Source organism: Variovorax sp. CCNWLW225 (genome assembly GCF_037204045.1).
Lineage (GTDB): Bacteria > Pseudomonadota > Gammaproteobacteria > Burkholderiales > Burkholderiaceae_C > Variovorax.
Window position 1 is genome coordinate 53,585 of the sequence record NZ_JBBCBV010000017.1, and the last position, 12,951, is coordinate 66,535.

A 12,951-nucleotide genomic window follows, 5' to 3' on the forward strand; every position below is an offset into this window, starting at 1 on the left:
AGCCGCTCCACATGTTCAACTGGATCGTTCGAAACAGCCTGCGCAACCGCTTGTTCGTGCTCGCGATGGCGCTGCTGCTGCTGGTCTACGGTGCTATCACGGCGTGGCGCACGCCGGTCGATGTGTTTCCGGACCTCAACAAGCCGCTGGTCACGGTGCTGACCGAAGCGGGTGGCATGGCACCCGAGGAGGTAGAGCAGCTTGTCACCTTTCCGCTGGAGACGGCGCTCAACGGCATGCCGGGCGTGACCCGCGTGCGTTCGACTTCGGGCGTGGGCCTTTCCATCGTGTATGCCGAATTCGACTGGGGCACCGACGTGTACCGCAACCGCCAGCTCGTGGCCGAGCGCCTCGCACAGGTGCGCGAGCAACTGCCGGCGGGCATTGCACCGGTCATGGGCCCGGTCTCCTCGATCATGGGCGAGGTGATGCTGATCGCGTTGCCGCTGTCCGCGGGCGATGGCAAGACGGCCGCCGACCCGATGCGGGCGCGGGAATATGCCGACTTTGTGCTGCGGCCGCGCCTGCTGTCGATTGCGGGGGTGTCGCAGGTGATACCGATTGGCGGCGATGTGCGGCAGTTGCGGGTGGAACCCGACACGGCGCGCATGGCGCAGTTCGGCGTTTCGCTCACGCAGGTAGAGCAGGCGCTGCGCGGCTTCGCCGGCAATGCGGGCGGCGGCTTCATCGACCTCAACAGCCGCGAATACCTCATCCGCCACATCGGGCGGACCAACCGCGTCGAAGACCTGCAGGGCGTCGCGGTGGCCTGGAAAGAAGGCCGTGCGATTCTTCTGAGTCAGGTGGCCGAGGTGCGCTACGCAGCCGCCATGAAGCGCGGTGACGCCGGCTACAACGGCGCACCGGCGGTGATCGTGAGCGTGCAAAAGCAGCCCGCGGCCGACACGGTGCAGCTCACCGGTGCCATCGAGGCCGCACTGGGCGAACTGAAGCAGGGCTTGCCGCCCGGCCTTGCCGCGCCCAAGGTGCTGTTCCGGCAGGCCGACTTCATCGAGTCCTCCATCGGCAACGTGAGCGAGGCGCTGCGCGACGGCGCGATCATGGTGGCGATCGTGCTGTTCGCGTTTCTGCTCTCGGCGCGCACCACGGTCATCTCTCTGGTCGCCATTCCTTTGTCGCTGGCGGTCACCGCACTGGCCTTCAAGCTGCTCGGTCAATCGATCAACGTGATGACGCTCGGCGGTCTGGCCATTGCCATTGGCGAGCTGGTCGACGACGCGGTGGTCGACGTCGAGAACATCGTGCGCCGGCTCAAGCAGAACCGCGCGGCGGGCAATCCCTTGTCCACGATGGAAGTGGTGCGACAGGCCAGCGTAGAGGTTCGCTCGGGCATCGTGTATGCCACGGTGATTGTGGTGCTGGTGTTCGTGCCGCTCTTCGCGCTGCCGGGCATCGAGGGCCGGCTGTTCTCTCCGCTGGGCATTGCCTACATCGTGTCCATCCTGGCCTCGATGCTGGTGTCGATGACCGTCACGCCGGTGCTGTGCCACTACCTGCTGCCGAAGATGAAACGGCTTGACCATGGCGACAGCCCGCTGGTCACGCGGCTCAAGCGTTGGGATGAAAAGGTGCTGGGCTGGTCGTTCGCGCGCGCGAAGCTGCTGATCGCCATTGCAGCGATTGCAGTTGCGGTGGCCGCTGCCAGCGTGCCGTTCTTTCCGCGGGCGTTCTTGCCGGCGTTCAACGAAGGCTCTCTGGTGCTGGGCATGGTCTTCAATCCCGGCACGGCGCTGGCCGAGGCCAACCGCATGGGCGCGCTGGCCGAGACGCTGATTGCCGACGTGCCCGAAGTAACGCAGGTGGGCCGTCGCACTGGCCGCGCCGAGCTCGACGAGCATGCCGAAGGCGTGCATTCGGCCGAGATTGACGTGGACCTGAAGCGCTCTGGGCGCAGCCGCGAGGCGGTAATGGCCGACATCCGGGCGCGGCTTGCCGTGCTGCCCGCGCAAGTCGCGGTGGGCCAGCCGATCTCGCACCGGCTGGACCACCTGCTGTCCGGTGTCCGCGCCCAGATTGCGCTGAAGATCTTCGGCGACGACACGGACACGCTGCGCGGCTTGGGCGAGCAGATGCGGCAAGGACTTTCGGGCGTGCCGGGCCTGGTCGACCTGACGGTGGAAAAGCAGGTGCTGATTCCGCAGATCACCGTGCGTCTCGACCAGCGCAAGCTTGCACAGACCGGCCTTTCACCCGGCGAGGCGATCCGGATCCTGCAGGCGCTCACGGATGGCGCGCATGGCGCGGAGATCGTGGACGGCCTGCGCCGCTACGACCTTGTGCTGCGGCTGCCCGACGGCCGACGCAGCCCGCAGGACCTGGCCACGACGCTGATCGACACGCCCGCGGGGCGGCTCCCGGTCTCTGCCATTGCGACAGTCGAGGAAACCGATGGCCCGAACCAGATCGGACGCGAGAACGGGCGGCGGCGCATCGTGGTGTACGCCAACACCGACGGTTCCGACATGGGTCGCGTGATCGAGGACATCCGCGCGGTGATCGCAAAGACCAATCTGCCCCCGGGCACCTTCGTGAGCCTCGAAGGCCAGTTCCAGGCACAGGAGCAGGCCGTGAAACTCATCGTGGGCCTTTCGTTGATCTCGCTGGCAATGATCTTCCTGGTGCTCTATGCGCGCTACAGGTCCGCGGTGCTGGCCGGCATCATCATGGCCAACATTCCGCTCGCACTCATCGGCAGCGTGGTGGCGATGTGGCTCGCGGACGTGAGCCTTTCCGTTGCCTCGATGGTGGGCTTCATCACCCTGGCCGGCATTGCCACGCGCAACGGCATCTTGAAGATCAGCCACTACATCAACCTGTGCAGGTTCGAGGGCGAAAGCTTCGGGCAGGCCATGATCGTGCGCGGTTCGCTGGAGCGGCTGACGCCGGTGCTGATGACCGCGCTGGTCGCAGCCTTTGCGCTCACGCCGCTCTTGCTGGCGGCCGATGCGCCGGGCAAGGAAATCCTGCATCCGGTGGCGGTGGTGATCTTTGGCGGCCTTGTGAGCTCGACGCTGCTGGACACGCTGTTGACGCCGGTTCTCTTCTGGCTTTTCGGCCAGCGCGCCACCGAGCGCCTGCTCGAAGCGGAGTCGGTCGAAGCCGGTATCCGGCCCACACCGCAGGAGGCCTACTGACGCAGATCCCGACTCCCAAAGGCACCGCGGCGCCGCCTGTCCAAGCGCGCCGAGATGGAACACAGGAACCCAACATCATGAAATCTGGAAAATTCAAGCACCTTCTCGCCGCGCTCTTGCTGTGTTCGTCGGCCGTTGCGACCCTGCCCGCCTTCGCCCATGGCGCAGCCCCCGCGCGGCACGGCGGTGTTGTGCAGACTGCAAGCGACATGTCGTTCGAACTCGTGCCCGCCGCCGATGGCGCGGCGCTTTATGTCGTCGATCACGAGGCCGACTACAACGTCAAGCAGATGGGCGGCAAGCTGACCGTTCTGAACGGTGCCGAGAAGACCGAAGCCGAACTCAAGCCAGCGGGCGGCAACAAGCTCGAAGCCAAGGGCGTCAAGCTCGGCAAAGGCGCCAAGGCAGTGGCTACGGTGACGGAAGGCCGCAAGACGACGACGGTGCGCTTCACGATCAAGTAGTCCGGAGCACTGTTGCGCGCCAGTGGAGGCCAGAGCGGCTACTCCCCCTCCACCCGGTCCCGCCGCATGGCTCGCCAGAGCGCGAGGTCATACCCAATCTTCAGCAGCCCGCATGCGATGAGCGGCAACGAGATCCACCCGGCCGCAAACAGCGCGCCGCTGATCGTCGGGCTGATGGCCGCAGCAAGGCTGCGCGGCACGGCCGTGAAACTCGCCGCGGCGCTGCGCTCCGCCGGGGTTACCACCGCCATCACGTAGGCCGTTCGCGTGGGCACGTCCATCGACGACAGTGCACTGCGAACCATCAGGAGGCCCAGCGCGATCGGCAAGCTGGGCGCCAGCGCCGCAAGTACCAGGCACACGTTGGCCGGCAAGTGCGTGAAGACCATGGTGTTGAGCAACCCGATGCGCCGGGCGACCACCGGTGCGGCAAGCTGCGACGCTGCGCCGAGCAAACCGGTCCAGAAGAAGAACACGCCCGCCTGGGTCAGCGAGAGGCCGAACCGCTCCAGCAGCCACAGCGACATCAGCGCGTTGATGGCGAGTCCACCGGCAAACGAATCGACGCTGAAGAGCGCCGCCAGCCGCATCACCACGCGCCGAGACGGTCCGAGCGGTGCCGGCGGCACAGGCGCGACGTTCGCGCTGCTGCCGGTGCCGACGTGCGCGGGCAGCTTCCGGTAAAGCCAGAACACGGCCAGCCCGATGGCCGCGTAGACCACGAACATTCCGCGCAGCGCATCGAGCCGCGTGAGAGCGCTGTGCCGAACCAGCCAGTCGGGCACGGCCGCGGCCAATGCACCCAATGCCGCACACAACGCACCCAACAGGCTGTAGCGTGCGAACAGCGCGGTGCGGGCATGCCCCTGCGCCGCCGCAGCCAGTCGTGAATGCTCGAGCGGAAGGAACACGCTGACGTCTCCCGAACTGGGGTTGAGCGTGCCGACCAGCGCGACGATCAGCAATGGCCAGAACGACGTCAGGCCCGCAAAGCCCAGGCCCGTGGCCGCCATCAGCAAGGCGGCGCCCCGAAGGAGCCGGCCGCCCGCAAAGCGATATCCCCAGGCGCCCACTGCGAGGGTGGCAAGCGCCGAGCCCAGCATCGTCGCGGTGGCGACGATGCCGACCTCCAGCGTACCCAGCCCGATCGACAGCAGGTAGGCCGGCAGCAGCACGGCCATGTAGCCGTCGCCAAAGGCGCGCAGTCCGCGGGCGGCAAGCAAAGGCACGGCGCCCGGGTCGACTCCGGCTGGCAGCAGTCTTGCAAGACCGGTGCGCGGATCAGGTGAAGGTGCGGTGCTCATCGGCTTGGCCCGGGAGGCTTGGCCTCGACCGGCCGGCCCGCGGCCTGCCAGCCGTCGAAGCCGCCGCGCAAATACCGCGCATCGATGCCCATGGCGCGCAGCCGCATCGCGGTGCTGCGACCAACCTCATGCCCGTAGACGCAATAGACCACGACGCCGCGGTCCGCCGGCAGCTCGGAGGCCCATCGGTCCACGGCCGACGGGTCGAACCACGTGGCACCGGGGATCATCGCGGTCGCATGCTCGAACACGCCGGCCCGGCGAACGTCGAGCAGCGTCGATCCGGCGACCTCATCTTGCGTCGCGCCGAAGGGCTCGCTGGCGGCGTGCACGGCCTGCTGGTAGCGCTCGTACACCCGAGCCAGCAACACCCACCCCGAACCGCCGTCATGGGCCTTGCCCATGGCGGCAAACTCTTCGCGCCAACGCTCGGCACTGTCGAAGCTGGCCGAGAGGGCCAGCGCCATGGCAGGCTCCATCGGTTCGCTGTTGCCGCCGAGCGAGGCGAGGTACAGCTCGTGCAGCAGCATCGGGTCGAAGGGAGAAAGCGGGAGGGGAACGGGCGCAGAAAGCGCGTGAGATGCGTCAGGCGAAGTGGTGTCCACGGAGTGCTCCGTTGTGAGTCACCAGCGCTTGGACGGGACACCGTCTGACTTTGCAGAACGGGAGGCTGTTTTCCCGATGCCGGCATCGTACACCGGGTTTGAATCCGTTGTCCAAGCCAGAAATCACGAACTCGGAGTGCGCCCCGCGAGCGCCTTGCGCGCCATGGCGCCGAGCGTGCGCAGGCCCTTCTCGATCCGGGCGTCCCAGCCGTGGCCGCCGCTCAGCCGCAGGCAGTGGGCGTATTTGCCGCTGGCAGAGAACACGACGCCGGGCGCGAAGCAAATGCCTTTTTCGAGCGCCTGCGCAAACAGCAGGCGCGTGTCGGCCGGCTCGGGCAGCTCGACCCACAGCACAAAGTTTCCTTCGGGCCGCGACACCTTCGTGCCCGGCGGAAACGCCTGCTCGATCACCCGCGTCATGCGTTCGAGAGTGTCGGCAAACTCGCGCCGGATGCGGCGCAGGTGCCGGTCGTAGTCGCCGTTGGAAAGAAAGGTGGCCAGTGCCACCTGGGTCAGCACCGGCGTGGCCAGGCTCGTGGCGAACTTGGTTTCGAGTACCCGCGCCATGTGCCGGCCGGTCGCGATCCAGCCGATGCGGTAGCCGGGCGCAAGCGTCTTTGAAAACGAGCCGCAGTAGATGACGTTGTCGTGCGTGTCGAGCGCGCTGAAGGGCAGGGGGCGCTCCTCGCCGAAATGAACGTCGCCGTACACGTCGTCCTCGATCAGCGGCACGCCGTGCTTCGCGAGCAAGCGCAGCACGGCGCGCTTGTTCTCTTCGGGCATGGTGCAGCCCAGCGGATTGCTGAAGCTCGACGCCAGCACGCAGGCGCGCACCTTGCCCGAGGCCACGATGTCGCCGAGTGCATCGACGTCCACGCCGGTGACGGCATCGGTTGGCAACTCGACCACCTTGAGCCTCTTCGCGCGCAAGACTTGAAGCAGCCCAAAGTAGGTGGGCGATTCGATCGCGACCGTGTCGCCGGGCTCGGTGACCGCGTCGAGCGCCAGTGCCAGCGCCTCGGTGCAGCCGCAGGTAATGGCGATGTCATCGGGCGACAGCGCCTGCCCGTAGCGCAGCGCGCGCCGGGCAATTTCCAGGCGCAGCGACATCTCGCCGCGCGGCGGCGAATAGGTGTTGCTCTGCCCGCCCTTCACGCGCGCCGTGCGCGCAAGCACAAGATCCAGCTTGGACGAAGACAGCAGCCGCTGGTTGGGAATGGCGCAGCCGAGCGGCACCAGGGTGTCGTCCGAGGCGTGCTCCAGCAGGTCGAGCATGAGGCCCGAGAGCTCCACCTTCGCCGGCCGGATCGAGTGCCGCGTGGTCGTTGGAACGGGCAACGCGGGCGGCGCCTTGGCAACGTAGTAGCCCGACTGAGGCCGCACCTCGAGGATGCCGCGGTCTTCGAGCAGGCGATAGGCCTGCACGGCCGTGCTGAGGCTGGTGCGTTGCTGGGTGCTGATCTCGCGCAGCGACGGTGCGCGCATGCCGGGCCGCAGCGCGCCGCGGCCGGCGAGGCCGGCCACGAAATCGGCGACTTCTTCATAGCGGAACCGGGGAGATTGCGACACGGCTGAATCCTGCTTTCATGAACGGCACGGCATGCAACTGTACTGCACCTAATTTCAATAAATTGTGGCTGTTATCGCGAGTCACGAAACGGCAATATCAATGCACAGCCACACCAATCGATCAAGCAGCAGTACATGGCACGGTTTCCGGACAACGAAATCATCTCCCTGGTCAGCAAGGCGCCCCGGTTCGATCTTGCGGAAAGCGTGGGGCCGAGCGTGCGGCTCGCGGAACTGATCGACACGGCCTTCGGCGATGACGCCGATTTTTCGCTGGACTACGGAACGGCGGCGGGCAACCCGGAGCTGCGGCAGGAGATCGCGACCGAAAGCGGCGTGCACGCCGACGACGTCGTGGTCACGGTCGGCGGCATGCACGCGCTCTTTCTCATTGCCTTCACGCTGTGCCAGGCGGGCGACGAAGCCATCGTGGCCGAGCCGGTGTTTCCGCTCGCGCGCAATGCGCTGACCGCGGTGGGCGCCGTGACGCGCCCACTGGCGCTCAGCTTCGACACGGGCTACCGGATCGACCTGGAGGCGCTCCGAAAGCTGCTGTTCCCGAAGACCAAGCTGGTGAGCCTGGCCTCGCCGCAGAACCCCTCGGGCGTTGCGATCCCCGAGCACACCCTGCGCGACATCGTGGCCATGCTGGCCGAGCACGCGCCCGATGCCTGGCTGCTGATCGACGAAACCTACCGCGAGGCCGCCTATGGCGAGGATGCCGCCGCGCCGAGCGCCGCATGCCTCGGGCCGAAGGTCATTTCGGTTTCTTCGCTGTCCAAGTGCCATGGGTCGGCGGGCTTGCGCATCGGCTGGGCGATCACGCGCGACACGGCGCTTCGACAGGCGCTGGTGACGGCAAAGTTCAGCACGGTGATCTCCTGTTCGCCGGTCGACGAGGCGCTTGCGCTGGCCGTGTTCAGGCAGCGTGAGCGGATCATCGGGGAGAAGCGCACGCTCCTCGCGCAGAACCTGCAGCTGGTCGAGAACTGGGTGCTGCGCCATCCCGGCCACATCGACTGGGTGCGCCCGGATGCGGGGGCGTTGTGCTGCATGCGGCTCAAGCCCGAAGTCTTCGACGCCGCGGCGGTCGAGCGTTTCTATGCGACGCTGGCCAAGTACAGCACGCGTGTCGCGCCCGGCGCGTGGTTCGGAGACGATCCGCTGGTGTTCCGGCTGGGCTTCGGCTTGCCCACGCTCACGGCGCTGGCCATTGCGCTGGAGTGTGTATCGGTGGCGTTGACCGAGGCCACGCGGGCGCCGGAGGGCGCGGCTACCTTCTAGCCCGTGCTTTGCCCGCGCTGGGTCCAGCGCAGCGACACCCAGGTGCCTTCGCCGCGGCGGCTCTCGATGCGCAGCCGCGCGCCAATCGCATCGGCCTGCTCGCGCAGCCCCACGATGCCGTAGTGCCCCGCGGCGCCCGCGCTCGGCTCGAAGCCGATGCCGTCGTCGCCGATCTCCAGCTCGACTTCATCGCTTGCAACGCTGTGCAGGCGGATCAGCAGGCGCCGTGCGCCCGCATGGCGTTCGACGTTGCGCAGCACTTCCTCGCACATGTGGAACACGGTTTCCGCCGGCTCGGCCGCCAGGTCGGACAACGCGGGGTCCATCTGGCAGTCGAGCTCGATGCCGGTGCGCTCGCCCAGGTTCTTGGCCAGCTCGGCCAGCGCCGCGCCCAGCCCGATGTCGCGCACCGGGTTGCTGCGCAGCTGGTCGATGGCGCGGCGTGCCTCGTCCAGCCCGTCGCGCGCCGCGCGCTCGGCCCGGACCAGTTCGTCCGGCAGCGCATCGGGCCGGCTCGATGCGAGGTGCTTGAGCACGCGGATCTCGGTGAGCATTGCCATCATCGAATGCGCCAGCGTGTCGTGCAGCCCGCGCGCCAGGCGCAGGCGCTCGCGCACCACCGCGGCATCGCGTGACTCCTGCGCGAGCCGGCTGATCTCCTCGGTGCGCTGCCGCACGCGCTCGTCTAGCTCGGCATTGAGCCGGCGCAGCTCGTCGCGCTCGCGCTGCAGCGTATTCAGCAAACGGTCGAGCGCGCTGCCCAGCCGCGCGGCTTCGTCGGCACCTTGCGGCACCTCGATGCGCGTTGCGCTTCCGGCCAGCACCGCGTCCGCCGAGTGGGCGATCACGCTCACCCGCCGCGTGAGGCGGTGCGCCACGATGATGCCGGCGGCAGCGGCCGCCAGGCCCAGAAGGCTGAGCACGATCGAGATGCGCCATTCGATGGCCGTGGCAAAGGCCGCGACCGATTCGACCGGCTGGATCACCACCGCCTGCCAGCCGAGCCGGCGCAGCGTGCCGTCGCGCGCATTGGGCGGAGAGGCGATCAGGTAGGGCCGGTTGTCCAGCAGCCGCCGCGTGCGAATGCGCGTGGGCAGATCGGATCCGTCGTTGCCCAGCCCGGCCACGACGGGGTCGAATGGCGTGATGGGATCGCCCACCTCTTGCCAGCGCTTGCCCAGCAGCACGGCCGGCCCGTGGCGCACGATTCCGTCGCGGTCGATCAGCAGCCATTCGCCGGGCGAGGCGCGGATTTCGGCCACCATCTTCTCCACCCAACTCCAGCTCAGGTTGGCCGCCACCACGCCGATGATCGCCCCGTCGGCATTGCGCACCGGCGCGGTGAGCTTCAGGAAGCGCTCACGCGGCGAGCGGCCTTCCTCGATCCATGCGGCGTTCAGGCCTTGCGAGATCCACGCGTGCTGATTGACGTTCTGACCCACCACCTGTTCGTCGGTCGCGGCGACGATGAAGCCGTCGGCATCGGTCACCGCCAGCCAGATCAGGTCGGGCACGCCGCGGCGCACCGCCTCGAGCGAGCGCTTCAGGCGTGCGCCTTCGCTGTGCTGCACGTCTTCCGACAGCATGGCCGCCACCACGCTGACCGCCTGCAGGCGCAGCAGCAGTGCGGTGTCGAGCTCGGCGTTGACGTGCTCGGCCGCGGCTTCCAGCCGTTGGCCGTGCTGCTCGAGCAGCGTTGCACGCACGAAGCTGCGCAGCCACAGGTTGGACACCAGCGCCAGGCACAAGGTGAGCGCAATCAGCAGCCAGCCGATCGCGGCGGCCATGGAGCGCCGTGGGTCGATGCGACGTGCGAGGTTCATTGGCTGCGGATTCTCGCAAACGGCAGCCGTGACTTTCGGCATGGGTAGTTCCCCTGAGTCCTCGGGGTTTGTCTCGACTCGCTGCGTGACTTCCGGCAGGCGCGCCGGCGGCGGTTTGCGGCAACAGTTGCACCCATCGCGATCCGTGCCCCCAGCGCGACTGATTCCCAACCCTGCAACGTGCCGCGACGCGATCGGCGCGACAACGAATGGAGACGAAGCGAATGAACCCCACTTCCCCGACATACATCTCATCCGGCGCGCCGCCGCGATTGATCGACAACCGCTGGCTGCAGCTGGTGGTCGGCATCGTCTGCATGATTGCCACGGCCAACATCCAGTACGCGTGGACGCTGTTCGTGCCGGAAATCCAGGGCAAGTTCGGCTGGGAGCGTGCGTCGATCCAGGTCGCCTTCACCATCTTCGTGCTGGTGCAGACCTGGCTCGCGCCCATCGAGGGCTACTTCATCGACAAGTTCGGACCGCGCCTGATCGTGGCCTTTGGCGCGCTGTTCATCGGCGCGGCCTGGGTCATCAACTCGCAGGCCACCACGCTGATGGGCTTCTACATCGGTGCGGCCGTCGGCGGCATTGGCGTGGGCTCTATCTACGCCACCTGCATCAACAACGCGCTCAAGTGGTTCCCCGATCGTCGCGGCCTGGCGGTGGGCCTGACGGCCGGCGGCTACGGCGCCGGTTCGGCCGCCACCATCCTGCCGATTGCGGCAATGATCGAATCGTCGGGCTTCCAGCAAGCCTTCATGTTCTTCGGCCTGCTGCAGGGCTCGCTGGCCTTTGCCGCGGCCTGGTTCCTGCGCGCGCCCAAGGGCAACGAAGTGCGCGGCTCGACCAAGCTTGCGCAGAGCCGCCGCGACTACACGCTGGGCGAGGCGCTTCGCACGCCGCTGTTCTGGCTGATGATCTTGATGTTCTCGTGCGTGGTTACCGGCGGCATGATGGCCGTGGCCCAACTGGGCGTGATTGCACAGGACCTGGGCGTGAAGAACTTCAAGGTCGACCTGTACTTCGTCACCATGGCCGCACTGCCGCTCGCGCTGATGCTCGACCGCGTCATGAACGGCATCTCGCGTCCGCTGTTCGGCTGGATCTCCGACCACATCGGCCGCGAGAAGACCATGGTGATCGCCTTCACGCTGGAAGGTATCGGCATCATCGCGCTGGGCTACTTCGGCCACAACCCGTGGGCCTTCCTGATCCTGTCGGGCGTGGTCTTCCTGGCCTGGGGCGAGGTGTATTCGCTGTTCTCCGCACTCGCGGGCGATGCGTTCGGCACCAAGCACATCGGCAAGATCTACGGCGTGCTGTATTGCGCCAAGGGCATCGGCGCGCTGTTCGTGCCGCTCGGCAACCTGATGATGGAAGCGACCGGCACCTGGTCGACCGTGCTCTACACCGTGGCGGCTCTCGACCTGTTCGCCGCCTTCCTGGCCATCGTCGCGCTGCGGCCGATGCTGGCAAGGCACACGGCCAGCAATGCGTCGTATGCGTCTTCGCCGGCGTCTGACCTCGCGATGCCGGGCGGCCTGTCGGCCGCGGGCCGCACGGCCTGATGACCTGAGACCAACTGCCATCCCACGCGCACCCGCGGAGCCGGCTTTGCCGGGCTCTCGGGTGCGTTTCGCATTCAGGGCGCCGAAGCGCGTTGGAGGTTTATTTCTTCAACACCAGCACGGCCAGTTCAGTGCGTGTGTTCGCGTGAAGCTTTTGCATGATCCGGCTGACGTGGTTCTTCGCCGTTCCCTCGGCCAGGTTGAGCGCCGTGGCAATCTGGCGATTGCCGTAGCCCTTGGCAATCAGCTCGAGCACGGCGGCCTCGCGGTCGGTCAGCGGCTTGGTCGCCGCATCGGGCCCCGACAACTCGCCGGGAACGGTGGCCTGCGGTTCGGCGCGCAAGTCCGGCGCAGGCGCGGGTGGCGGCTCCTGCGCAACGCGGTCGGCCAGGAGCCGGAACTGGTCCATCACCTTGCGAGCGATTTGCGGCGTGAGCCGTGACTCGCCGCGGTGCACCGCCCGCACAGTGTCCAGCACCTCTTCCTCCGAGGCGTCCTTGAGAAGATAGGCCTGCGCGCCGGCGCGCACCGCGTCGAAGACGAGGTCGTCGCGGTCGAAGGTGGTCAGCACCATCACGCGCGTGTGCGGCAGCGCGGCCGAGATCTCGCGCGTGGCGAGCACGCCGCCCTTGCGCGGCATATGCAGGTCCATCAGCACCACGTCGGGCAGCAGGCGGCGGGCCAGTTCCACGGCTTCGATGCCGTCGGCGGCCTGGCCGACCACTTCGATGTCCAACGCGGCATCGAGCAGCATGGCCATGCCGCGGCGGATGAGTGCCTGGTCGTCGGCAATCAGCACGCGAATCCGCGGCGCGGCATGCGGCGCGGGCGCCGACGGCTCGGCAATGGTGCTCATGGCAGGCTCAAACGCCTTCGATGATCCGCAGGTCCCGCTCGGCGCCGTCGGCCAGCGCGGCGAGCGCGGCCTGGTAGTCGGGGCTGTCATGCACGGCGCGGGCCCGTTCGACGCTGTCGAATTCGATCAGCACGGTGCGCTCGGCCAGGCCGTATTCATAAACCTGGGCGGGCATGCCCCGCGCCAGGAAACGCCCGCCGCCCGCAGCGATTGCGGGGCCGGCGAGTTTTGCATAGGCCGCGAGTTTGTCGGCATCCTTGACGGCACGGTACGCGCTGACCCAATAGGCTTTTGCCATGGTGATTTCTCTCAGTTGCAGA

The 12,951-nt window shown here is 67.5% G+C and carries 10 protein-coding genes; 4 read left to right on the plus strand and 6 right to left on the minus strand.

Going from position 1 to position 12,951, the window contains the following annotated elements; all coding sequences use genetic code 11:
- The first annotated feature begins 11 nt into the window (after nucleotides 1–11).
- Nucleotides 12–3,155 (plus strand): efflux RND transporter permease subunit, encoded by a 3,144-nt coding sequence (locus V9L20_RS22140; RefSeq protein ID WP_337298251.1) that lies wholly within the window; start codon nucleotides 12–14, stop codon nucleotides 3,153–3,155.
- Nucleotides 3,156–3,232: 77 nt separating this feature from the next.
- Entirely contained in the window at nucleotides 3,233–3,619 is a 387-nt protein-coding gene (locus V9L20_RS22145; RefSeq protein ID WP_337298252.1) for a hypothetical protein, read from the plus strand.
- Between the two features lie 38 nt (nucleotides 3,620–3,657).
- Here V9L20_RS22145 and V9L20_RS22150 read toward each other — a convergent pair whose 3' ends face one another.
- From V9L20_RS22150 to V9L20_RS22160, 3 genes are all read right to left on the minus strand, one after another.
- Complete coding sequence (locus tag V9L20_RS22150; RefSeq protein WP_337298253.1) at nucleotides 3,658–4,923, minus strand: MFS transporter; 1,266 nt, start codon at nucleotides 4,921–4,923, stop codon at nucleotides 3,658–3,660.
- Nucleotides 4,920–5,528, minus strand: coding sequence for a rhodanese-like domain-containing protein (locus V9L20_RS22155; RefSeq protein WP_337298254.1), 609 nt, complete (start codon nucleotides 5,526–5,528; stop codon nucleotides 4,920–4,922). Before V9L20_RS22155 ends, V9L20_RS22150 begins: the two co-directional genes overlap by 4 nt.
- Before the next feature lie 123 nt (nucleotides 5,529–5,651).
- Complete coding sequence (locus tag V9L20_RS22160) at nucleotides 5,652–7,097, minus strand: aminotransferase-like domain-containing protein (protein ID WP_337298255.1); 1,446 nt, start codon at nucleotides 7,095–7,097, stop codon at nucleotides 5,652–5,654.
- A 135-nt stretch (nucleotides 7,098–7,232) separates the two neighbouring features.
- Between V9L20_RS22160 and V9L20_RS22165 the strand changes: the two genes are divergently transcribed.
- Nucleotides 7,233–8,381, plus strand: coding sequence for a pyridoxal phosphate-dependent aminotransferase (locus tag V9L20_RS22165; RefSeq protein WP_337298256.1), 1,149 nt, complete (start codon nucleotides 7,233–7,235; stop codon nucleotides 8,379–8,381).
- On the opposite strand, the gene V9L20_RS22170 is transcribed toward V9L20_RS22165, so the two are convergent.
- The gene (locus V9L20_RS22170; RefSeq protein ID WP_337298257.1) at nucleotides 8,378–10,204 is read right to left on the minus strand and encodes a histidine kinase; all 1,827 of its coding nucleotides are present in this window, start codon (nucleotides 10,202–10,204) and stop codon (nucleotides 8,378–8,380) included. The genes V9L20_RS22165 and V9L20_RS22170 overlap by 4 nt on opposite strands.
- A gap of 224 nt (nucleotides 10,205–10,428) precedes the next feature.
- Between V9L20_RS22170 and oxlT the strand changes: the two genes are divergently transcribed.
- Nucleotides 10,429–11,775 carry an oxalate/formate MFS antiporter gene (oxlT, locus tag V9L20_RS22175; protein WP_337298258.1) on the plus strand — a complete coding sequence of 449 codons (1,347 nt, stop codon included), beginning with the start codon at nucleotides 10,429–10,431 and terminating at the stop codon, nucleotides 11,773–11,775.
- Nucleotides 11,776–11,875: 100 nt separating this feature from the next.
- On the opposite strand, the gene V9L20_RS22180 is transcribed toward oxlT, so the two are convergent.
- Nucleotides 11,876–12,631, minus strand: a complete 756-nt coding sequence (locus V9L20_RS22180; protein ID WP_126748012.1) for a response regulator transcription factor — start codon at nucleotides 12,629–12,631, stop codon at nucleotides 11,876–11,878.
- A gap of 7 nt (nucleotides 12,632–12,638) precedes the next feature.
- On the minus strand, nucleotides 12,639–12,929 hold the full coding sequence (locus V9L20_RS22185; RefSeq protein ID WP_258504148.1) for a DUF1330 domain-containing protein: 291 nt from the start codon (nucleotides 12,927–12,929) through the stop codon (nucleotides 12,639–12,641).
- Nucleotides 12,930–12,951: the final 22 nt, after the last annotated feature.

What these genes read in the sequence shown, in the direction of transcription:
- V9L20_RS22140 (WP_337298251.1), top strand. Translation starts at nt 12, where the DNA reads ATGTTCAACTGGATCGTTCGAAACAGCCTGCGCAACCGCTTGTTCGTG.
- V9L20_RS22145 (WP_337298252.1), top strand. Translation starts at nt 3,233, where the DNA reads ATGAAATCTGGAAAATTCAAGCACCTTCTCGCCGCGCTCTTGCTGTGT.
- V9L20_RS22150 (WP_337298253.1), bottom strand. Translation starts at nt 4,923, where the DNA reads ATGAGCACCGCACCTTCACCTGATCCGCGCACCGGTCTTGCAAGACTG.
- V9L20_RS22165 (WP_337298256.1), top strand. Translation starts at nt 7,233, where the DNA reads ATGGCACGGTTTCCGGACAACGAAATCATCTCCCTGGTCAGCAAGGCG.
- V9L20_RS22170 (WP_337298257.1), bottom strand. Translation starts at nt 10,204, where the DNA reads ATGAACCTCGCACGTCGCATCGACCCACGGCGCTCCATGGCCGCCGCG.
- oxlT (WP_337298258.1), top strand. Translation starts at nt 10,429, where the DNA reads ATGAACCCCACTTCCCCGACATACATCTCATCCGGCGCGCCGCCGCGA.
- V9L20_RS22180 (WP_126748012.1), bottom strand. Translation starts at nt 12,631, where the DNA reads ATGAGCACCATTGCCGAGCCGTCGGCGCCCGCGCCGCATGCCGCGCCG.
- V9L20_RS22185 (WP_258504148.1), bottom strand. Translation starts at nt 12,929, where the DNA reads ATGGCAAAAGCCTATTGGGTCAGCGCGTACCGTGCCGTCAAGGATGCC.